Here is a 23,092-nt window from a genome sequence, read left to right on the forward strand (position 1 = left end):
TTCAACAGTCTGAAATTATGGTCACTTTTTCGATGATAACGTGATTGATAGGTAGGTCATCAAGGCCAAATTTACAGTGAGTTTTTAGTTTGGCAATGGCGTTGACAGTATCCATTCCCGCGGTTACTTGGCCAAATACAGCGTAGCCCCAACCTTGATTGGTGGTGGCGGTATAATTGAGAAAGTCATTATCCTCAAGGTTGATAAAAAACTGAGCGGTTGCGGAGTGAGGGGCATCAGTGCGAGCCATAGCAATGCTCCCTAGTTTATTTTTTAAACCTCGATTTGCCTCATTGACGATAGGTGAGTGCGTTTCTTTTTCGAGTAAATCCTTATTGTATCCCCCTCCCTGTATCATAAAGCCCTCGATGACTCGATGGAAAATCGTATTGTCAAAAAAGCCTTCTTGGCAGTATTTGAGGAAATTTTTACAAGTGACGGGGGCTTTATCTATGTTGAGCTCAATAGTGATATCACCAAAATTAGTGGAAAATACGATCATAGGTTTGTGTTCTGCTGCAGTAAAATGAAGATATAGTATACCCTGAAGTGCTGGGTTGACGACAATGGGATCAAGAGCCATGTTGTTGAGTGTTTATGCTAAGAAAACAGGAGGGAGAGTGGATGAGTTTTAGTGAATTGCAACAAAAATTAGCCTCATTTACCTCACTAGAGCAAGTGTTTGATTACTTTGAAGTGGATTTTGATCGCCGATTTGTGGATGAATATCGTTTGCCCTTGTTAAAGCGTTTTAATGGGTACTTATTACTGTCAAAGCCCGATGATTGGTTTGCCGCGCGTAGGGTATTACGAAATGCTTATTGTAAAATTCAGCGGGGTCGCTTAGATCCTGCGACTCGTTCCGCGTGTCGCGGTTGTACATCTTGCCTACGTCGCTAATCATCTAGGGCGACAATAAGAGAAGTAAATATGTAACAAAATTTTGACAATTAACGATCATATTGATTAACTGGTAAGATGAGTTGATTGTTAGTTGCACTATTAGGGACATATTACATGCTTTCTTCCTTACAAAAAGCAAATCTTTACCTGAGCTATTTCGCCTTTAGCAAAGTGCCTTTGTTATGGCTATGTCGTCCGAAAATTTTGCGGGTCAATGAGCATATGGTGGAGATGAAAATCCCGCTCAAACGACGCACAAAAAACCATCTAAACAGTATGTATATGGGCGCTATGGTAATGGGGGCCGACGTTGCTGGTGGCTTTATGGCCGCTATGAAGGCTCGGGCTCAGGGACGTGAAATCTCATTAGCATTTAAGGGAATAACTGCAGAGTTTTTGATGCGCCCTGAGAGTGATGTTCATTTTATTTGTAGCGATGGTCCGCTTATTGATGAGATGTTAAAGCAAACACTTACTAGCGGTGAGCGCGTGAATAAAGAGGTTCAAATTACCGCTATATGCCCAACATTACACGGTGATAAGCCGATGGCAAAATTTTCGGTGACCCTTTCTTTAAAAGCAAAGTAATTCATTCAGGTTGCTAGAATAGAATTTTCTCTACTATGCTATGACACCCCTACTTCTTGGCAGGCTTTCTATCGCTTGCCTTTTTCTATGATTGTGACTTCTACTTACGCTTACTATCAGAACTATGATACAGACCATTTATGATGTTTATGCATATGCGCGGTCTCTTTTGGCCTGTAATAGGTCAAATTATACGACTGTCTAGTGAGTGATTAGCGCTTTGAAGTTTTTCTTGTAAGAGGGTTTATCGAAGTTCTGTCCCTAGGTGTTTTTTCTGCGTTATCATTAAAAGTGAGCGAACTGTTCTGGGGATTAAAAGAACAGCGATATGGATATTTACTTTTAAGTAAGATATTGTTTCTATTGTTATTTATTCAATAAGGATGTTGATCATGCAACAGTTTGTCGATGTGGTGAATGGGATTATATGGAGTCCTATTCTCATTTATTTGTGTCTTGGAGCGGGTTTATTTTATTCCGTGCTAACTCGGTTTGTGCAGATTAGGCACTTTTTTGAAATGTGGCGTCTGTTGCTATCCGGTAAGAGTTCAGAAAAAGGGATCTCTTCATTTCAAGCCTTAGCGGTATCCCTATCGGGTCGTGTGGGTACAGGTAATATCGCAGGTGTCGCGGCGGCCATTGGTTTTGGTGGCCCAGGGGCTGTGTTTTGGATGTGGGTGGTGGCCTTTTTTGGTGCCGCTACCGCTTACGCCGAATCGACCTTAGCTCAGATCTATAAAGAAGAAGATGAAGAGCAGTTCCGAGGAGGCCCTGCTTATTATATTGAGAAAGCGATGGGGCAAACTTGGTATGCATGGATTTTTGCTATCGCCACTATCTTTGCTTGTGGGGTGTTATTGCCCGGCGTGCAATCAAATAGTATAGGCAATGCCGTTGAAGCCGCATTTGGCTCCGGTGCTATGATTGAGACAGCCATTGGCACTTTTAGCTTTGCTAAGATAGTGACAGGAACATTTATCTCTATAGTGCTGGGTTTTATCATTTTTGGTGGTGTTAAACGTATTGCCAATTTCACTCAGATCGTCGTACCTTTTATGGCACTTGCTTATATCATAACTGCCTTTGTCATTTTGTTACTGCATATCACTGAAGTGCCTCGCATTTTTTCCATGATTGTGGGCGATGCGTTTACGCCAATGGCAGGGTTTGGCGCTGCCATTGGTTGGGGTGTAAAGCGTGGTATTTATTCTAACGAAGCCGGACAGGGTACAGGCCCACATGCGGCCGCTGCTGCGAATGTGGATCATCCAGCTCAGCAAGGTTTAGTACAATCATTTTCTATTTATATTGATACCTTGCTAGTGTGTTCTGCAACCGCGTTTATGATTTTACTTACTGGAATGTATAACGTTCATAGTAGCGTTGAAGGCGTGTTTGCGGTACAGAATATAGCTGCTGATATTAGTGCAAATGGCCCTGTCTTCACGCAACTTGCCATTGATAGCGCACTTCCTGGCATAGGAAAGCCATTTATAGCAGTGGCCTTGTTCTTTTTTGCGTTCACCACGATTTTGGCATACTACTATATTGCAGAAACTAACATTGCTTATATACGCCGCACACTTAAAATAGAGGGGCTGGTATTTGCTTTAAAGATTGTGATTATTACAGCCGTTTTTTATGGGACGGTAAAGACTGCCAACTTGGCTTGGGCCATGGGTGATGTTGGTGTCGGCTTGATGGCTTGGCTAAATATCGTTGGTATTTTGATTATCTTCTTTATGTCCAAACCCGCTCTAAAAGCACTAAAAGATTACGAAGAGCAAAAAAAACGCGGAGTGAGCGTTTACACATTTGACCCAGTGAAACTTGGGATCAAAGGTGCGACCTATTGGGAGAAGCGTATCGCTAAATCCAAGAAAAACTGATACCAAGAAAACATAATACAAATTATGGCCTAACTAGAATAGAAGGGAGACGTCAACGGTTCTAGTTAGTGCCAGATGTGATATGCGTTGGAGTGATTATTAAAAGGGGCGGCCAATTGTTTATGACAGATTAAATATGATGTTTGTAGTAATTTACTTCTGAAATAAACTTACATAACCCGATTGTAAGTGTGATCAAGATCACTGTTTTGTGTTTTTGTATCAAGGTTTGACAGTCAAAAGTGTAAATGTGACTACGGCGCACATTTAATTGTATTATTATACCGCCTTCAAACTGTTAGCGTTTCTTTTAATCTGGAGAAGTATTTTGTCTTGGTCTATTGTTTTTGATTTGATGAGTGTGCTTTTGCTAGTAGTACTAGCTGTGGCGGCCACAAAATCAATGCAGTCACTAAGAAACTTAATCTCAATTGCACAAAGAAATGATGTGTCGGATAAGAAAATCCGCAAGAAGCTCGCTAGACTAAGCTTAAATAGAGCGGTACTGGTTTTAACCATCGCGACTATCGTTATCAAAGTGGCATTAATTCTTGGTCAAGTATTGGACTTTGATTCTATTGATAAGCAAGGCTTGCTAGATGATGATGTTGTCCAATATATCGTGGTTGAGTAACCGAGCAACACAAGATTAATGTGCGTTTTTCCCCGTATTTCTTCTCATGTAATATTTGTCGTTACCCTTACAAGCTAATACGCACCTTGAAATAAGGGTATCAGGTAGATAAAATCAACTTTATACTCCATTGCCCATAATTTGGTTTGCTAGGTAAACTGATGAATAAGAATGCTATCCCAGAGACAATTTTCAATATTATTCAATCTTATCGACATGCAATGCGTACTGAACTGCAAGCCAATCAGTTGGGTTTAAATGGTATGCATGTTCGTTGTCTTATTTTTATCCAACAGCATCACCAATGTACAGCCAACGATATAGTGCATCACTTTTCTAAAGATAAAGCGCAGGTTGCCCGCTTGATTAAAGAAATGATCCTAAATGACTGGATAGCCAAAGCGCCACACCCAGACGATAAAAGAAGTCAACTTCTGTCTCTCACAGAGCAGGGAACGAAACTCAGCCAAGAAATACAGAAAGCCCAACAAAACATACAAGCCAAAATGCAACAAGATCTAACCGAAGAACAAATCCAAACCTTCATCCAAGTAGCCCAAAAGCTACAAAAAAACCTATCCTAACCCCCTCTAACCAAGCCACCCATAGTAAATAGCAAGAAACCCTATCCTCAACTAAACTCATTTCAGTCACCAATGCTGGAGTACGTTTATGCCATGCCCTCGCAGAACTCAAATTAGTATTGAAGATACGCCCTACTACCACTGTTGTAGCCGTGTTGTCAGGCGTGCTTTCCTCTGTGGCCACGATTCATATTCTGGTAAAAACTACGACCATCGCCGAGGTTGGGTTGAGGCACTGCTGACCAAACTAGCCACCGTATTTGCCATTGATGTGGCCGCTTTTGCCATAATGTCCAACCATTTACATGTGGTGTTACGCATTGATATCGATAAAGCGAACAATTGGAGTGATAAAGAAGTCCTTGAGCAGTGGCATAAGTGTTTTAAAGGCGATGCCTTAACGCATAAATTTGTCCAAGGTGACCTAGTCGAAGCGTTTGAACTCCCCCAACTCAAACACGCCATCGCCACTTACCGTAGCCGCTTGTGTGACATTAGTTGGTTTATGCGTTGTTTGAATGAGCCTATAGCGCGGCAAGCAAATCAAGAAGATAACTGCACTGGCCGCTTTTGGGAGGGGCGCTTTAAATCACAAGCCCTACTTGATGAGACGGCTCTATTAACCTGTATGGCCTACGTGGATTTAAACCCCATTAGAGCGAAAATGGCCACAACGGTTGAGCAATCAGACCACACCAGCATTCAACTGCGCATACGAGCGGCAATAAAAGGTGAGCAACCTAAAACCTTGTTACCCTTTGTCGGAAATGAGCAGCAACATCAAGATAAAGGGATTCACTTTTCATTATCTGATTATCTCAGTTTAGTGAATGAAACCGGACGGATTATTCGAGATGATAAGCGAGGCAGTTTGGATGAAGCTCATCCGTCACTTCTTGAAAAAATGAACCTTTCTCAAGAGACGTGGCTGAAACTGATAGTAGAGTTTGGCCATTTATTCCATGGCCCCGTCGGGACACTAGAAGAGCTGACCTCCTATTGTGAGCATTTAGAAAAACGACGACGACATTTTTCTAAATGTTGTCAGCATCTGAAGCACGGTTAATGCCCCTGTAGTACGTATTTTATTGAAGATTGATACCAACTAGCTCCTTGGTAGAGTAAACATGCTTATTTTTTAAGTTTCCCACACTCATTTCTAGTAAACTGTCCCTCTTTGCGCCTTTTTCTCTTCACAAGCAACAAATTGTTCGATGGTGGAATAAAAATACCTATCGGTATGCTTAATAGGGGATTAACAATGGGTGGCTAATATTAGGTATCTTTTGCTGTATCTTCTCTATCTCGGTACGAGAAATATGCTATCATTTGTCGTATAAAATTATTAATGGACGGAAGTGATTCAACAGCTGTGAGGCTTAATGTCTAGCAATGTTGAATATTTTGTCACACTGAAAATAAAAAAAGGCGAAAACATGTTTGTATACAATAAAGACGTTGTTATTGAAGATCTAGGTGGCGGTCTTTCACGTAAGGTTCTAGCATACAGCGAGAACATGATGACTTGTGAAGTATATTTTGAGACTGGCACAGTAGCTGCAATGCACAACCACCCACATGAGCAACTAACTTACGTTGTTTCAGGTAAATTTGAGTTCACTGTTGGCGACGATACTCAAATCGTTGTTGCTGGCGACACTATCTACAAAGAACCAAACATTATGCACGGTGCTAAGTGTCTTGAGAAAGGTGTTCTTATCGACAACTTCACGCCAATGCGTAAAGACTTCGTATAAAAAAGCAAAAAGAACCCGGTTATTTAACAGGGCTCAAAAGTGTATGAGGCTCCGCAATTGCGGAGCTTTTTTGTATCTGGCGAGATTAGAAACTGAGTCTGGAAGGGAAGTGTTTAAGATAAAAAAAATCAGACAAACAGAAGTTTGTCTGATTTTTTAATACACCAAGCTGAGATTTAACCTAAATTAGACATGTTGTGCCAATTTAGAATACATAGGCACAGCTAAATCACTCTTCCACATACTCATCAATACTAGGGCATGAGCAAATAAGGTTACGGTCGCCGTAGACATTATCGACACGGTTTACTGTTGGCCAGTATTTCCAATTACGTTGTGAACGAGATGGGAAAGCAGCGAGCTCGCGTGAGTATGGGCGTTCCCAATCACTGCTTGCTAGGTCAACTTGCGTGTGAGGAGCGTTAACCAATGGGTTGTTATCCAATGGCCACTCACCGTCACGTACTTTGTTCATCTCTTTACGGATAGCAATCATGGCATCACAGAAACGGTTAAGCTCCTCTAAGTCTTCTGACTCAGTAGGTTCCACCATCAGTGTACCAGCTACAGGGAAAGACATGGTTGGAGCGTGGAAACCATAATCCATTAGGCGTTTAGCGATATCTTCTTCACTGATGCCAGTTTCTTCTTTCAGAGGACGAATGTCGATGATGCATTCGTGTGCAACACGGCCATTGGTACCGCGATATAGAACTGGGTAATAAGGCAATAAACGTTCCATAACGTAGTTTGCATTAAGGATGGCCACTTCCGTTGCAGTAGAAAGTCCTTGCTCACCCATCATGGCGATATAGGCCCATGAGATAGGTAAAATAGAAGCACTACCCATATCCGCTGCTGAAACCGCGTGATCACTACCTTGTCCGCCATTTTCAATGTGTCCAGGCAAGAAAGGCGCTAAGTGAGATTTAACACCAATTGGACCCACACCAGGACCGCCACCACCATGTGGAATACAGAACGTTTTGTGTAGATTAAGGTGTGAAACATCCGAACCAATGAAGCCTGGGCTAGTTAGGCCTACTTGAGCATTCATGTTGGCACCATCAAGGTAAACTTGACCGCCAGCAGCATGAATCATGTCACACACTACTTTAACTTGCTCTTCAAATACGCCATGCGTAGAAGGGTAAGTGATCATAATGCTAGATAGATTGTCTGCGTGTTTTTCAATTTTAGCGGCAAGATCTTCGATATCAATATTGCCATCGTTATCACATTTCACCACAACCACTTTCATTGACACCATAGAGGCCGATGCTGGGTTTGTACCGTGCGCAGAGCTTGGGATTAAACAAACATTACGGTGGCCTTCGCCACGAGACTGGTGGTAGCGTTGAATGGCAATAAGACCGGCGTACTCACCAGATGCGCCTGAATTAGGTTGTAATGAAAAATCATCATAACCGGTGATCTCACAAAGCTTGGCTTTAAGATCTTTTGCCAGAGCGGTATAGCCTGCTGCCTGTTCAATTGGAGCGAATGGATGCATAGCACCAAATTCAGGCCAAGTCACAGGGATCATTTCTGCGGCCGCATTGAGCTTCATGGTACAAGAACCAAGAGGGATCATACCGTGAGTAAGTGAAAAGTCTTTGTTTTCTAACTGTTTTAGATAACGCATCATCTGAGTTTCACTATGACAAGTGTTAAACACAGGATGAGTTAAAAAGGCTGAACTACGACGACAGCTTTCAGGAATAGCAGCAAATTCATTATTGGCCACTTCATTGCTAAGGGCTTCAATGGATTCACTCACTTGGAACACACTAAACAGAGCGGCGATATCCGCCACTGTAGTGGTTTCATCAAAGCTCACCCCTAGTTTACCGTCCAGTTTGCGCAAGTTGATATTATCGCGCTGGGCTGCGCCATAAAGGGCCTCGGTTCTGTCACCGGTGTTAATGGTTAAAGTATCAAAGAACGAGTTGTGACAAAGCTCATAGCCAGCTTGAGTCAAGCCTGCTGCTAGAATAGCGGTCATATGGTGAGTACGGCGAGCAATAGTTTTTAAACCTTCGCTACCATGGAATACCGCATAAAATGCCGCCATATTTGCCAGTAACGCTTGAGCAGTACAAATGTTAGACGTCGCTTTTTCACGACGAATGTGTTGCTCACGAGTTTGCATGGCCATACGAAGTGCTTGGTTGCCATTGGAGTCAATAGACACACCGATAATACGACCAGGCATAGTACGTTTGTGCTTATCACGAGTTGCCATAAACGCCGCGTGAGGACCGCCGTAACCCATAGGTACGCCAAAACGTTGTGCTGAACCGATAACCACATCTGCACCCATTTCGCCTGCAGGCTTTAATAGGGTAGAAGCTAATAGATCGGTAGCAACGGTCACGACGGTTTTATTTGCTTGAGCTTGAGCAATAACGTCAGTCAAGTCTCTTACTTCACCTGTTGTGGTTGGGTACTGCAAGAGCGCACCAAACACATCGTGCTCTGGTAAAGAGTCAATGCTGTCTACCAGTACTTCAAAACCGATAAACTCCGCACGGGTTTTGATCACTTCAACGGTTTGTGGGTGTACATCATCGGCTACAAAGAAGGTTTTACTTTTGCTCTTACCCGCACGTTTACAAAGCGTCATGGCTTCGGCTGCCGCTGTCGCTTCATCTAATAGAGATGCGTTGGCGATTTCCATACCAGTGAGATCCATGATCATCTGCTGGTAGTTCAATAAGGCTTCAAGACGGCCTTGAGAGATTTCTGGTTGGTAAGGCGTATAAGCAGTGTACCAACCCGGATTTTCTAGAACGTTGCGTAAGATAACGTTAGGAGTGAAGGTATTGTAATAACCCTGACCAATAAAGGTGCGTTTGACTTGGTTTTGCTGAGCAAACTTTTTCATCTCTTCTAGCATACCCGCTTCACTTAGTGGGGCGTCTAGAGTTAATGGTTTTTCCAATCGGATTTGTTGAGGCACCGTTTGTTGAACTAGTTCATCAAGGCTTTGTACTTTGATGCGCTCAAGCATTTTCTGTTGATCAGCTAAGTTCGGACCGTTATGTCGAGCAACGAACTCGTTGTCTGTACTTAAACTGCGTAATAGATCAGTCATAATTCCTTTATACCTTACTTGAAACCTTTTAAAGATGTGAACGCTGAGTTTTCTCTGAGTGTCCCAAAACAATATTTACGTCTTGGGGTTCACAGGGCGCTATACGTCTCTTAATGGCAAGATCCCCGCAAAAGCGGGGATACTATAATGTATTGTTTTTTCTCAATAAACGTTAAAGCAACTTAGTCTTCATCAATGCTGGCTAAGTAATCTTCAGCGTTAGTTAAGTTATCGAGCTCAGAGGGATCGGCCAGTTTCACTTTAACAATCCAACCACCTTCATAAGGTTCTTCATTAATTAATTCTGGGCTATCTTCTAGCTCTTCGTTAATTTCAATAATTTCACCCGTTACTGGTGCGTAGATATCAGACGCCGCTTTCACTGATTCTACAAGTGAAAAACCTTCACCGGCTTCAATGCTATCTTCTACGTCAGGTAGGTCAACAAACACTACGTCCCCAAGCAGTTCTTGAGCGTGCTCAGAGATGCCGATAGTAACTGTACCGTCACCGTTGTCTTTAACCCACTCATGGCTATCTGCAAACTTTAGAGTGTTGTCCATTTTGTATCTCCAACTTAATCAGATTGAAATAATAAAAAGTATTAATGAAGATAAAATAAACCCTGTTGTGCACATACTCAAGTCGAAATTTCCTATTGGAAACAAAAAACTCAACTTTGACAGGTATCTCTCATTAAATATTCCCTGAAATGCTTCATATCTAGGCGGTTTTAAGGCACTCTTTTTAGAGAATTATTGTTTCATTTTTAGAAAAGGGATCTTATGACAGAACCTATATTGGATGACTATCCATCACTTAGCCTACAGAAGTCTTCGGTAGAAAATAGTGTCGAGCCTATAAAGTTAGGGAATAAAATTAAATTAATCCGCAACCAGTTGGGATTGACACTTGAAGAGGCCAGTCAGCGCACCGGTCTTGCGCGTTCAACGCTAAGTAAAATTGAGAATGAACAAATAAGCCCCACCTTTCAAGCCATGCAAAAATTGGCCTCTGGATTAAATATTGATATGCCGCAATTGTTCGCACCCCCCGAAAATAAAGGGGCGAGCGGTCGTCGCGATATTACCTTGAAGGGGGAGGGGAAGCCACATCCTACAGTGACTTACGAGCATGAACTGCTGGCTACCCAAATGACACAAAAGAAAATGATGCCATTTAAATCGGTGATTCATGCACGCAGTTTTGATGAGTTTCAGGGATGGGTTCATCACGATGGCGAGGAATTTCTCTTGATTCTTTGCGGAGAAGTCATTTTTTATTCTGAGTTTTATGAGCCTTTAACGCTCGTTGAAGGGGACAGTGTGTACTACGATGCAAATATGGGACACGCGCTTATTTCATCCAGTAAAGAGGATGCTCATATTCTTTGGGTGACGGCAAAGTAGTGTTGGTATTCTGCACTATTGTGTTCAGAGACGAAGTTTCCTATAGTGTCAGCAAACGTTTGCTTAGATAAGAAACGGATACTAATCATTAAGAATCTGTCGTTCTGAACAAAACGAACAACGTTTATTTTAGAACACAGTTAAGGAGAGACGATGACTGAAGCTTTACTGAAAACCCCACTGCACGCATTGCATGTTGAGCAAGGTGCTAAAATGGTTCCGTTTGCGGGATATGATATGCCGGTTCAATATCCATTAGGGGTAAAGAAAGAGCACTTACACACTCGCAATTCAGTCGGTCTTTTTGATGTTTCTCATATGGGACAATTGCGCCTTAAAGGTGCGAATGCTGCCGCGGCTATTGAAGCGCTAGTGCCCGTTGATATCATTGATCTTGCTAGTGGCAATCAGCGTTATGCTTTTTTCACTAACGAGCAAGGTGGCATTATGGATGACCTGATGGTTGCTAATCTTGGTGATCATTTATTTGTGGTGGTGAATGCCGCATGTAAAGAGCAAGACATCGCCCATCTACAAGCAAATATCCCAGCAGATGTAGAGCTTGAAGTGATTGACGACCGTGCGTTACTTGCTTTGCAAGGACCGAAAGCGGTAGACGTATTAGCTGAGCTTAACCCTGCAGTAAAAGAGATGCTGTTTATGGATGTGCAGCGTCTTGAGTTACTGGGCGTTGAATGCATTGTTAGCCGTTCAGGCTATACGGGTGAAGATGGTTTTGAGATTTCGGTACCCAATGCACAAGCACAAGATTTGGCGCGTAAATTAACCGACTCTGAACTGGTTGAGTGGATTGGCCTTGGCGCTCGTGACTCACTTCGTCTTGAATGTGGTCTATGTTTATACGGCCACGATTTAGATACAACGACAACGCCAGTAGAAGCCAGCCTACTATGGGCGATTAGCAAAGTTCGTCGTGCTGATGGTGAGCGTGCCGGTGGTTTCCCTGGGGCAGATATTATTTTACAACAAATCGCCACAAAAGAAGTACAACGTAAACGTGTAGGGTTAGTGGGACAAACTAAAGCGCCTGTACGTGAAGGCTGTAAATTATTCGATGCTGATGATAACGAAGTGGGCGTAGTGACAAGTGGTACTGCGGGTCCTAACGCAGGCAAACCTGTCTCTATGGCTTATATACGCAAAGATTTAATGGCCGCAGGGACGGAGGTTTTTGCTGAAGTTCGTGGCAAAAAACTGCCAATGACGGTTGAAAAAATGCCATTTGTGCCACAACGTTATTACCGTGGCTAATTTGAGCCAACAACCATAAATATACCGTTTAGGCTGTATCTAAACTGATAATAAAAGGGGGCATGATTGCCCCCTTTTTAGATCTGCCAACTGCCCATCTCACTGTACCTTTAATCATCCCAATCACACTAAGTAAGTGATCAGAAATAGCGCAGGAAAAATGCTCGAAAACAAGGCAGGATTTTTCGATAAGTCGTTATTTTACAATCAAAAATTCTAACGCAGTTATCGAGTATTTTAACAAGCTAGAATGACCCGTTATTTAGTACGATTGGTATCACAGTAATTCAATGTTTATAAATAGCGCAGGACAAACGGCAGAGAACAATCTATTGGTTGATATTATGCTTGGTTATGTTGCTTATCATACTCAACTTCCTAGCATGTAAAGAGCCTATCTAGTGGTATTGTTTGTAGTGGTATTGTTGAATCGCTCAGTTGTCGTAACCGATTAGCCTAGCGCCTTTTCCATCCATAATAAGTCATACCAATCACAGTAATTAAGTGGTCAGAAATAGCGCAGGAAAAACACTTGAGAACAAGGCGCTATTTTTGATAAGTAGTTGTTCTACATTCAAAAATTGCAACGCCGTTATCATGTGTTTTAACAAGCTAGAATGATCAGTTAATTACTACGATTGGTATCATATCACTCGTCAATTTGTAGACGGTGTGAGAATCATCGGCAGTAGGATAGGCACTCTATTAGAGCGCTCTTTTTAAACGTAAAGAGGCGGGTTTTAATGTATTTTGTACAATGCAAAAAAAAGCGCCTCATAAGAGGCGCTGGTTAATTATGTATTTGACTTAATTCGTTTATTTAGTAGTCACGTCAGTACGTGTCTCTAGACGAATCTCATCAAAGTTTGCAATCATATCGCTATCAGCACCTTTATCGTAAGTAAGAGCGAAGTTATCTAAGCGTACTTCGAATTTACCGTTGGTGTAGTTACTGTCAGATTGAACTTTAGTTTGGTCTTCAGGTTTAACTTGAAGTGCAGCAAAAAGTTTCACGCTAGTATTGTCACCAGAGTTAAAGCTTACTTTTGCTTGCTTGAAGCAGTCTTTGTTACTGCCTTTAGGCGCATTAGCTAAGTCTTTGTTATGAACAACTGTTACAGCATTATCAATTGCATCGCCTGTAGCGGTTTGGGCACCAAATTTCAAGTTAGCAAGTGAACTGTCACCCATTTTATCACAGTAGTAGACAGAGAAGGTCATATCTGTATTAGCTGGAATGCCATTAATAACTTGAGCAACAGATGGTGTTTTCGTAAAGTCGTTAACGGCATCATCATCAAACTTGAAGCGTAGACGAACTGAACCTTTACCACTAAATGCACTGTCTTTAGAGCCACCAACATCACCTAGACCTTTTGTAGAACCATCGGTTTCAGTCCAAATTGAGTTAGCAGTGTCTTCGTAGTAGTCACTGAAGTCGGCATCAGCTACTTTCACGCTAGTTTTCACATTGCCAGGAACTTTAAGTGATACATTGACTTTAGTGTTGTCACCAGAATCAAATGGAACTTCTAACCATTTGTATTCATCTAGATGACCGGCAAGTTTTGCATCAGCAATCTCATTAACCGCTAGCTCGTAATCACCTTTAACAAAAGCACTTAGTGCATATTTATGATGTGGAAGTACAGTCACTTCTTGGCTAACAGCGCCATTATCACTTACTTGCAATGTTGGAGCTGAGAATGCATTGGCACCGTAAACAGTGTCTGCACCATTGCCAGTCCATCCTTCAGTACCTTTAGAGAAATCGCTGTTTTTAATATCAGCAGTTACTACGATAGGTGCAGGTTTTTCAGGATGATAGCTTACAGGACCAACATCAGCATAAGTTAATGGTTCAATTGTACGTTGTGAGTTTGCATTGACTTCATCAGCACCAATGAATGATGGGTCATTACGTAATTGACCGTCCATATCGTATTTTAGTGGATGAACAACACCGCTGTTGTCGCCATTGACTGTAACCGTCAAGCTTGGTGTAGACACGGTTGGACGATAAACACCAGTAGCTGGATCTTTTACTAAGTGCGCAGATTCAAAGATATTAGTATCACCCAATGATGATTTACCAATTTTATCACTATCTGAGATTTTTTGACCAGATAAGATGTTACCTAAGAACTCTGACTGTGGTGGTAAACCGCGGTCATGACTTTTCACTACAGGACCAATGGCATGGTCAATAATGTTATTGGTAAAGTAAACTTGTTTTGGTTGGTGAGGTTTGCCACCACCATCAACGTTTAAGCTGTTAACACTATCAACAATGGTATTGTGAGATAGGTGAACATTTTCAACTTGTTGATAACCATTACTTGTTGGACCATCGGCACCATCATAACCAAGTAGCACAATACCACCGTGGTGAGTTGTACTTAGGTAACGGGCACTTTCAATGTAGTTGTTGTTAATTTGGTGGTTTTTATCAACAATACGAAGACCACCAGACATTGGGTAACCATCACCAAGAATAAAGTTATTCTCGAATGTATTATCGCTACCATGACGGTTAGTCAGTGAACCATAGCTGTTTCGAACGGTATTGAAACTGATGGTATTAAAGCTAGCTTTGTTTGAAACAACTTCAGCTTCACCATGCATGTTTTCAAAAAGGTTACCAACAACAAATGACTTACTTGCTTCAGTGTGAGTTTCACTTAGGCCAGTACGAATACCTTCGTAATCATTATCTTTAGCACCAGGATATAGCTTATTGTCCGCTGGTGGGCGGTTACCGAAATAGTTTTTATAAGCTACAATGCCGTGCGCGCGTCCTTTTTCACTTAGACCTTTTTCACGAATGAATGAAACAACAGGTTTTTTATCTGTTTTACCAGTGAAGATATTGTGGTCAATCCATGTACCGCCACCGTAGACTTTAATCCACTCAGCCCCCCACTCAGCATCAGTTTTAGCACCAATAATCGTCATTTCAGTGATGCGACAGTTTTGACAGAATCCGTCATTACTAAAACGAGTATTGATGAGACCATATTCGTAATGTACATGATCTAGAACTAGGCCTTGAAGTGTCGAGCCTTCACCACCCATTTGAATGTAGAACGTACCGCCTTTAATGATAGCTTTACCTGGGTGTTGAGCCGCAAATTTTTGGCCACCTAGTAAGTTAACCTCAAGTTCTTTGCCTTCATAAGTGCCATCGGCTAAACATAAAGTCTGGCCACCTGCGATAGGTTGATCGGAATCGCCGTCAAATGTTTCATTTACAGCTTTTATGGAGTTAACTACCTTATCACATTTCACTGGAGGAACTTTAGTCACACCTTCTGGAATACCAGAGGTAAGAAAAGCTTCATCATTAGCGTCAGCTTTTAACGCAGCGACAGGTTGTAAACTAATATCAAACGCTGTTGCTGCTGTTAATGTTTCTTGTTTTACAGGAGCTTGTTTTACAACTGCTACTGGTTTTGCTTGAGTATTTGTATCTTGTTTTTGTGTTGCACTTGGTTGTGCACTTGGTTGTGTACTTGGTTGTGCACTTGGTTGTGCACTTGTAGTTTGTTGTGCTGCTGGAGTAGTCGTTTTTGTTGCTGATGTATGGTTTGAGCCACTATTACACCCTGCAAGCGCTAATCCTATTAAAATTGCTAATGCATGCTTGTTCATTCTAATTACCTCCCAGTAATGTTTGCTTACAAAATATTACGGCTAGAGGGTATTTAAACTGTGACATATATTGTGTTTTCTATTTAAATAATATCGCCATTAAGTATTTTAATAATACAAATGGGTGTTTTATCTATTGCAAACAATAACTTAGGTGTATTATTTCTTATTCTGTCCTTATATTAACTCTGTGACGGATGTCAAAATATTATAAGTATAAAATAAATGGATATATGGCCATAAATAGATGTTGCAATAAAACAGGATGCCTATAAATGATGAAACAAAGTGCCTATAATTAATAGTGACATTAAAAATATATCTTTATTAATTTTGATAAATAATTAAGTTTAAAATGGAGATCCTGGCAGTTATTACTGATCTTATTACATTATTTGCATGCTACTAATCTATTTATTTGTATGTGTATTTAGGTAGTCGTCAAATTAAAATAAATAAATACTGGATAATTACTCGCAAATTGAATAAATTGGGTATAATAAAATCTAAAATGTTAACTCTGGATAAATAATGCCAACTACAAGTGTTATGGGTGTTATATAAGCTCTGCTGAGCCTCAGGGAGCGCAATGTGGCTTATACGCTACCAACCTATCTAATCATGGTAAAGGTCGATAGGGGCGAGGTACACAAGGCTAAACAAACGACAGTAACTAGCTAGAGAGATGGGCCCTGATATCAATCGTAGTCAACCACTGAGCAGCCTAGGTGGTTAAACACCGATTGTAGAATGACGACTTATCAAAAATATTCGCCTGTTCTCAAGTGATTTTCCTGCACCACTTCTAATCATTTACTCATTGAGATTGGCATGACAAAACAACAGGCCGTGTTTTTAGCCAGTAAAAAAATAGACGCCAATAAATGGCGTCTATTTTGAAGTGCAATCAACTATTGCTTTAGGTTATTGATCGTTACGTGTTGCCACACGCACTTCATCGACGTTTCCAGTGAGTCCGTCATTGGCTTTACCTTCGTATTGCAAGGCAAAATTATCAACGCGTATTTCAAACTTACTTTCACTACTGTTGTTGTAGTATTGGTCGGATCTTACTTGATCTTTTGCTATTGCGTCTTTATCAACCGCCATAGTCGCAAAGAGCTCAACTTGATCATTATCGCCTGTGTTGAAGGTAGTGCTAGCTTGCTTGAAGCAGTCTTTGCTCGAACCTTTAGGTGCATTAGTTAAGTCTTTGTTATTGACATATTTATCGTTAATTGTATTGCCTTTTAATGACTCGCTGGTGACGGTTTTAGCGCCAAAATGAAGATTGGCCAGAGAGTTATCTTTCATTTTGTCACAATAGTAAACCGAGAACGTCATATCCGTATGTTTTGGCAAGTTTTTCACTATCTGGCTGACGCCCGGCTCTGCGCTAAAGTCATTGTTAGCGTCAGCGGTTTTTTTGAAGCGAATACGCATGGAGCCAGTTCCTGAGAATGCGCTGTCGGATGAAACAGTAACATCACCTAGACCTGCATCGCTATCTTCATGTGTAATCCAATCAGACACATCGCTTTTATCGATTGCGGGGTTAGCAATTGCGGCTTTGACCGTTACAGTGGTAGGGATCTTCAACGATACAGATACGGTGTTATTTGCACCGGAATCAAACGGCACTCTTACCCATTTATATTGATCGCTCGTTACATCACCTTTAGCACTAGTAATACCATCAATAGCGAGTTCATAGTGACCTTGTACAAATGCACTCATGACATAATGATGATTAGGTAGCACAGTGATTTCTTGGCTAAGAGAACCGTTGTCGCTTAATTGCACTGTTTGACCTGAGAAGGCTTGAGTACCGGTAATCGTTTGCGCACCGTGACCTTGCCATCCGTTGATGCCTTGCTCAAAGTTACTATTTTCAATTGTTGCTACAACCATAATTGGCTCAGGTTTTGCTAGTTTGTAGCTTAGCGGACCGACATCTTGATAGGTGAGAGGTTTAAGAACGTGCTCTGCAGTACTGATTTCATCAGCGCCAATAGTGGCTGGACTGTTACGTAATTGACCGTCCATATCAATTGATGGAGTTGTAATTTCACCTTTGTTATCAGCGGTAATGGTAGCTGTTAAGCTTGGTGATTGGTCCGTAGGGCGATACAGGTTATCTTTGCTATCTCGTTGTAATCCTGCCGATGCAAATTCATTACTACTTAATTGCGCTGCGGTGATTTTATCACTGTCTGCTACTTTTTGACCTGAGAAGATATTACCTAAAATTTCAGAGCTTGGTGGTAAGCCACGCTTTGAGCTTTTAAATACGGGACCGACGGCTTTGTCCACGATATTGTTCTCTATAAAGACATTCCTTGGTTGTGTTTTTTTACCACCACCGTCAAGGTTGAAACTATTCACACTGTCAACAATGGTGTTATTAGTGATGTGAACATCTTCAACTTGTTGGTAGCCATTGTCGCCATCGCCAGCACCATCCGAACCTAATAGAACAATACCACCATGGTGGGTGGAGCTAAGGTAACGGGCACTTTCAATGTAGTTGTTATTGACTTGATGGCCGTGATCCACAATACGAATACCGCCGGATTGAGGGTAACCTTCACCCAAAATAAAGTTATTTTCAATTTTACTGTTATGGCCATGACGGTTAGTGAGAGAGCCGTAACTGCTACGAATTGTGTTGAAGCTAATGGTATTGTCACTGGCTTTGTTGGATATAACCTCCGCTTCCCCTTGGATGTTCTCAAACAAGTTAGCGACAACAAATGAATGACTTGATTTTTCATGGGTTTCACTCAAACCAGTACGAATGGCTTCATAATCATTGTCACCAGAGTCAGGATAAATTTTGCCATCAACGGGAGGACGGTTGGCAATATAGTTTTTATATACAACGACATTGTGCGCCAGTTGCTCTTGTGAAAGTCGTTTTTCGCGCACCAATGAGATCATAGGGTTAGCATTGACTTTGCCACTTAAAATACTGTGGTCAAACCAAATATCACCCCCATAAATTTTAACTAGAATACCTGATTTCTTAGCGGGCTTCGGATTGACAACCGCCACTTCGGTAATACGACAATGTTGACACACTTCATTGCTATGCCCACGAGTACTAATGAGTTGACTACCATAAGTCACACCATCAAATACCAGCCCTTGCAAGACACTGTCGCGACCACTTAAAGTCACCTGCACTTCATTATTTTTTATGATGGCTTTGCCTGAGTTCTTAGCGGCGACTTTGAATCCGTTAATTCGTAAATCGACCTCTGAGCTACTGTATTCACCATCATCAAGGCATAAAGTCGTATTGGCATTAATATTAGTTGCGGTAGTACCTTGCTTTGCCGCTTCCTCTGCAGCGTTGTCGGCCGCCTTGGTCAGTTCTTTTGCTTTATCTGTTAATCCTTCTATTGAATCAAAGGTTTGGGTGCAGTTTACTGCGGGTATCTGCGTGACACCTTCTGGAATACCTGATGATTTAAATATGTTTTCAGCGGACTTTAGATCAGAGGCTGTGAGTGGAGGAGTGACATTTGTTGATGGCGGTTGAGATGGTTGTGTCACTGCTACTTTTGTCGAAGGCTTGAGTACGGTTGCAGATATACTCTCATTGGACTTTGCTGGTGTAGTAGAAGGTGTCGCTGTATTTGATGGCGCTTGAGTTTGCGGCGCAGCATTTTTCGTGGCTACTTTTGTTGATGGCGTGAGTACGGTTGCAGATATACTCTCATTGGATTTTTCCGGGGCAGTAGAAGGGGTCGCGGTACTTGATGGTATTTGTGTCTGTTGTGAGACGTTTTCCGAGGTGTTTAATGATTTTTGAGTGGCTGGATTGTCATTTGATTTACTATTACACCCTACAAGTGCTAATCCGATTAATATGGCCAGAGCGTGTTTATTCATTAATATCCCTTAAAGCAAAAATTTAATTAAATTATTGCTTTAAGGGAGTATTTAGCTGTGATCTAAGTTGCAGTTTACTGTTTTTATTAATTCTGACTATTTTTACTTGATGTGTATATTTTTATTTTTACCATTTAAAACAATGGTTTGTGGTTATGTCTTTTATTTGTATTATATTGAGTGATTTGTTTTTATGTGATCTTTGTCGTGGGTTTAAATAATTTTTTAATGCCTAGTTCAATAGTGGTAATGCAATTATTGTCATATTCAAATTATGATTAAATCAATTGTATTGAGTTGCTTTCGTTGGCATTAATTCACTTTCATAGCTCACTATATGCTACGGTGATAATAACAATCTATAATAGAAGTGTGCTGGGTAAATATGAAGTATGTGGAATAGAATTAAAATGGATTATGAAGAAAACAAAGAAAAGCGCCTTAGGTTTCACTAAGGCGCTTATTTATTATGTCACTAAGTTAGATGAGTCGACTATTTAATTTTTTGGTCAGTACGAGTTGCAATACGCACTTCATCAAAGTTACCCACTAAACCAGCCGCTGCAGGACCTTCATAAGAAAGTGTTGGGTTATCAACGCGGATTTCAAATTTACCGCTATCACCATTGTTGTAAGCCGCACTTGCTTTCACAGCATCAATATCATTTGCGGCAACCGCCATACCAGCGAAGATTTCTACGCTAGTGTTAGCCCCTGTATTAAATGACGTAGTCGCTTTTTTGAAGCAATCTTTTTTAGATCCACTAGGTGCATTTTTTAGGTCGCTAGTATGAACGTTTGCTTCGCTCAAAATATTACCTGCAAGAGAGGTTTTAGCTACTTCTCTAGCACCAAAGTGAAGGCTAGCAAGATGTGCGTCATCTTTCATTTGGTTACAGTAGTAGATAGAGAAAGTCACGTCAGTGTTCTCTGGTAGTCCAGTAACGACTTGGCTGATACTTGGTTCAGATGTGAAGTCGTTGGTTGCATCATCACTATGTTTAAAGCGCATACGAGCAGAACCGCCTGCAGAGAACGCACTGTCACTTGAGCTACCGACATCAGCGTTATCTTTGTGTTCAGTCCAGCCTTCTTTATGGCCATTTTTATAGTCACTAAAGTCTGCATCAACAACATCTGCGTTAACCGTGACGGTTTTTGGAATGGCAAGTGATACAGTAATTTGGTCATTTGAACCACTATCAAAAGGTAGTTTTACCCATTTGTACTGATCACCGGAGATATTGCCTTTAGCTACATTGTCTTTAATGACATCGGTCCCTTCCACAGAAAGGGCATAGCTGCCTTTTACAAACGCACTCATTACATAATGATGGTTAGGTAATACTGCCACATCTTGAGTGACGGCACCGTTGTTATCCAATTGTAATGTTTTACCAGAAAACGCATTGACACCAGTGATAGTTGTTGCATTGTCACCAGTCCAGTTTTCTGTCCAGTTGCTAAAGTTACTATTTTTAATTGGCGCAGTAACAACAATAGGTTCAGGTTTATCTACTTTATAGTTAACAGGACCAACGTCAGCAAAACTTAATGGCTGAATGGTACGGATAACTTTGTTATTAATTTCATCCGCGCCAACAAAGGTTGGATCACTGCGACGTTGTCCATCCATATCAATGGCAGGAATGACAACGTTACCTTTGTTATCTGCTGTAATGGCAACATTTAGGCTTGGTGAGTTGGTTGTTGGTCTAAATAGGCCATTTTCATTACTGCGTTCAAGACCTGCAGATTCAAAATGGTTATTGGCCAGTTGAGGGATGGTGATTTTATCTGTGTCAGCAACTGTTGCACCCGATAAGAAGTTACCTAAAATTTCTGAATCTGGTGGTAAACCACGGTCTGAGCTTCTAAAAATAGAGCCAATAGCTTTATCTACAATGTTGTTTTCAATAAATACATTGGTTGGTTGGTATTTTTTACCACCACCATCCAGATTTAAACTGTTAACACTGTCTACAATCGTATTATTGGTGATGTGGACATTTTTAACGGGTTGATAACCGTTACCAGTACCTGAGTCGCTATGGCTATCTGAACCAAGTAACACAATACCACCGTGGTGGGTTGTACCAAGGTAACGAGCCCCTTCAATATAGTTGTTGTTAACTTGATGGCCGGCATCAACAATACGAATACCACCGGATTGTGGGTAACCGTCACCAATAATAAAGTTGTTTTCAATTTTATTATTGTGTCCGTGGCGATTAGTCAATGAACCATAGCTGTTACGAATGGTATTAAAGCTAATGGTATTATCACTGGCTTTGTTTGAAACAACTTCCGCTTCCCCTTGGATATATTCAAAAAAGTTACCCACAACGAATGAGTGACTTGATTGGCCGTGGGTTTCACTTAAACCGGTACGAATTGCTTCGTAATCATTGTCATTTCCTGGGTAGATTTTACCGTCAACAGGAGGTCGGTTAGCGATATAGTTTTTGTAAACAACAATATTCTTAGCTTTTTGTGCTTCGGTGAGGCCTTTTTCACGAACAAAAGAAATCATAGGGTTAGCGTTGGTTTTACCACTAATTATGCTGTGGTCAAACCATACATTATGACCGTAAATCTTAAGTATATTACCGTAATCTTTTAGGGGATTAGGGCTAAGAATAGACACTTCTGTAATGCGGCAATCATTACAAGGGAGGCTGTGGTTACCACGAGTTTGGATAAATGCACCACCAAAACCTGTCTTATCAAAGATGAAACCTTGTAAGACACTGTTTTCACCGCTCATTGCAATAGCGACTTCGATATCTTTAATTTTTGCTGCACCTGAATGTTCGGCTGCAACGGTAAATCCGTTTATTTTTAAATTAAGTTTAGAACCGCCGTTAGTATACTCCCCATCAGCTAAACATAAGGTTTTGCCTTTGTTTACATTAGTCGCTGTAGTGCCATTTTCTTGCGCTTCTTCGATGGCTTTATCAGCAATACTAGTGAGTTCTTTTGCTTTTGCTGTTAAGTCTGTTAATGAACTGAATGTTTCTGAGCAGTTCACTTTAGGAATTTGCGTGATGCCCTCAGGAATACCAGAAGATTTGAAGACGGTATCATAATCAGTATTAAGTGTTGCTATTGGCAGTGTATTTGCCGGTTGGCTGATTGCTGTTGCTTTGGTTTGTGTAGCCATTGCGTTACTTTCAACTGTAGAAGGCGAAGCCTTTGTTGTAGGTTTAGCTGGCGTTTTTATTGACTCACTCGGCGTTATTTTTGGAGTCTCTGTTTTAGTGGAGGAGGGAGTATTAGAAGTCGCCGTCTTAGATATGGTCGCGACAGGGGTTTTTGTTTGTGTATTTGTTTTTGGCGCTGAGTTAGAACTGCTATTACAGCCTGCTAGTGCAAGTCCAATAAAAATAGCCAATATATTTTTATTCATAA

15 protein-coding genes are annotated in these 23,092 nt (G+C 41.2%); 9 read left to right on the forward strand and 6 right to left on the reverse strand.

From position 1 onward, the window contains the following. Position 1: 1 nt before the first annotated feature. Positions 2 to 502, reverse strand: coding sequence for a peptidylprolyl isomerase (locus tag OCU56_RS16865; RefSeq protein WP_261875597.1), 501 nt, complete (start codon positions 500 to 502; stop codon positions 2 to 4). A gap of 122 nt (positions 503 to 624) precedes the next feature. Here OCU56_RS16865 and OCU56_RS16870 point away from each other — a divergent pair, with 122 nt between their 5' ends. From OCU56_RS16870 to OCU56_RS16900, 7 genes are all read left to right on the forward strand, one after another. Beyond that, positions 625 to 900, forward strand: coding sequence for a nitrogenase-stabilizing/protective protein NifW (locus OCU56_RS16870; RefSeq protein ID WP_261875096.1), 276 nt, complete (start codon positions 625 to 627; stop codon positions 898 to 900). Positions 901 to 1,017: 117 nt separating this feature from the next. Beyond that, on the forward strand, positions 1,018 to 1,491 hold the full coding sequence (locus OCU56_RS16875) for a DUF4442 domain-containing protein (protein WP_261875097.1): 474 nt from the start codon (positions 1,018 to 1,020) through the stop codon (positions 1,489 to 1,491). 392 nt (positions 1,492 to 1,883) lie between these two features. Beyond that, entirely contained in the window at positions 1,884 to 3,380 is a 1,497-nt protein-coding gene (locus OCU56_RS16880) for an alanine/glycine:cation symporter family protein (RefSeq protein ID WP_261875098.1), read from the forward strand. Between the two features lie 361 nt (positions 3,381 to 3,741). Beyond that, entirely contained in the window at positions 3,742 to 4,014 is a 273-nt protein-coding gene (locus OCU56_RS16885) for a hypothetical protein (RefSeq protein ID WP_261875598.1), read from the forward strand. 161 nt (positions 4,015 to 4,175) lie between these two features. Continuing rightward, a complete protein-coding gene (locus tag OCU56_RS16890) occupies positions 4,176 to 4,598 on the forward strand; it encodes a MarR family winged helix-turn-helix transcriptional regulator (protein WP_261875099.1) in 423 nt (140 codons plus the stop codon). A gap of 88 nt (positions 4,599 to 4,686) precedes the next feature. Beyond that, positions 4,687 to 5,664 carry a transposase gene (locus OCU56_RS16895; RefSeq protein WP_261875100.1) on the forward strand — a complete coding sequence of 326 codons (978 nt, stop codon included), beginning with the start codon at positions 4,687 to 4,689 and terminating at the stop codon, positions 5,662 to 5,664. A 370-nt stretch (positions 5,665 to 6,034) separates the two neighbouring features. Further along, positions 6,035 to 6,355, forward strand: coding sequence for a cupin domain-containing protein (locus OCU56_RS16900; RefSeq protein WP_261875101.1), 321 nt, complete (start codon positions 6,035 to 6,037; stop codon positions 6,353 to 6,355). Between the two features lie 229 nt (positions 6,356 to 6,584). Here OCU56_RS16900 and gcvP read toward each other — a convergent pair whose 3' ends face one another. Together gcvP and gcvH are read right to left on the reverse strand one after the other, a co-directional pair. After that, positions 6,585 to 9,452 carry an aminomethyl-transferring glycine dehydrogenase gene (gene gcvP / locus OCU56_RS16905; RefSeq protein ID WP_261875102.1) on the reverse strand — a complete coding sequence of 956 codons (2,868 nt, stop codon included), beginning with the start codon at positions 9,450 to 9,452 and terminating at the stop codon, positions 6,585 to 6,587. A 182-nt stretch (positions 9,453 to 9,634) separates the two neighbouring features. After that, a complete protein-coding gene (gene gcvH / locus OCU56_RS16910) occupies positions 9,635 to 10,015 on the reverse strand; it encodes a glycine cleavage system protein GcvH (protein WP_261875103.1) in 381 nt (126 codons plus the stop codon). 222 nt (positions 10,016 to 10,237) lie between these two features. Here gcvH and OCU56_RS16915 point away from each other — a divergent pair, with 222 nt between their 5' ends. Together OCU56_RS16915 and gcvT are read left to right on the forward strand one after the other, a co-directional pair. Beyond that, positions 10,238 to 10,861: a helix-turn-helix domain-containing protein gene (locus tag OCU56_RS16915; protein ID WP_261875104.1), complete on the forward strand. Its 624-nt coding sequence runs from the start codon at positions 10,238 to 10,240 to the stop codon at positions 10,859 to 10,861. A 153-nt stretch (positions 10,862 to 11,014) separates the two neighbouring features. After that, on the forward strand, positions 11,015 to 12,133 hold the full coding sequence (gcvT, locus tag OCU56_RS16920) for a glycine cleavage system aminomethyltransferase GcvT (RefSeq protein ID WP_261875105.1): 1,119 nt from the start codon (positions 11,015 to 11,017) through the stop codon (positions 12,131 to 12,133). Positions 12,134 to 12,949: 816 nt separating this feature from the next. On the opposite strand, the gene OCU56_RS16925 is transcribed toward gcvT, so the two are convergent. From OCU56_RS16925 to OCU56_RS16935, 3 genes are all read right to left on the reverse strand, one after another. Next, complete coding sequence (locus OCU56_RS16925; RefSeq protein WP_261875106.1) at positions 12,950 to 15,784, reverse strand: chondroitinase-B domain-containing protein; 2,835 nt, start codon at positions 15,782 to 15,784, stop codon at positions 12,950 to 12,952. 924 nt (positions 15,785 to 16,708) lie between these two features. Next, entirely contained in the window at positions 16,709 to 19,681 is a 2,973-nt protein-coding gene (locus OCU56_RS16930) for a chondroitinase-B domain-containing protein (RefSeq protein ID WP_261875107.1), read from the reverse strand. A 493-nt stretch (positions 19,682 to 20,174) separates the two neighbouring features. Beyond that, positions 20,175 to 23,090 carry a chondroitinase-B domain-containing protein gene (locus OCU56_RS16935; RefSeq protein WP_261875108.1) on the reverse strand — a complete coding sequence of 972 codons (2,916 nt, stop codon included), beginning with the start codon at positions 23,088 to 23,090 and terminating at the stop codon, positions 20,175 to 20,177. Between the last annotated feature and the right edge of the window lie 2 nt (positions 23,091 to 23,092).

Source organism: Vibrio rarus, assembly GCF_024347075.1.
Taxonomy (GTDB): Bacteria; Pseudomonadota; Gammaproteobacteria; order Enterobacterales; family Vibrionaceae; genus Vibrio; species Vibrio rarus.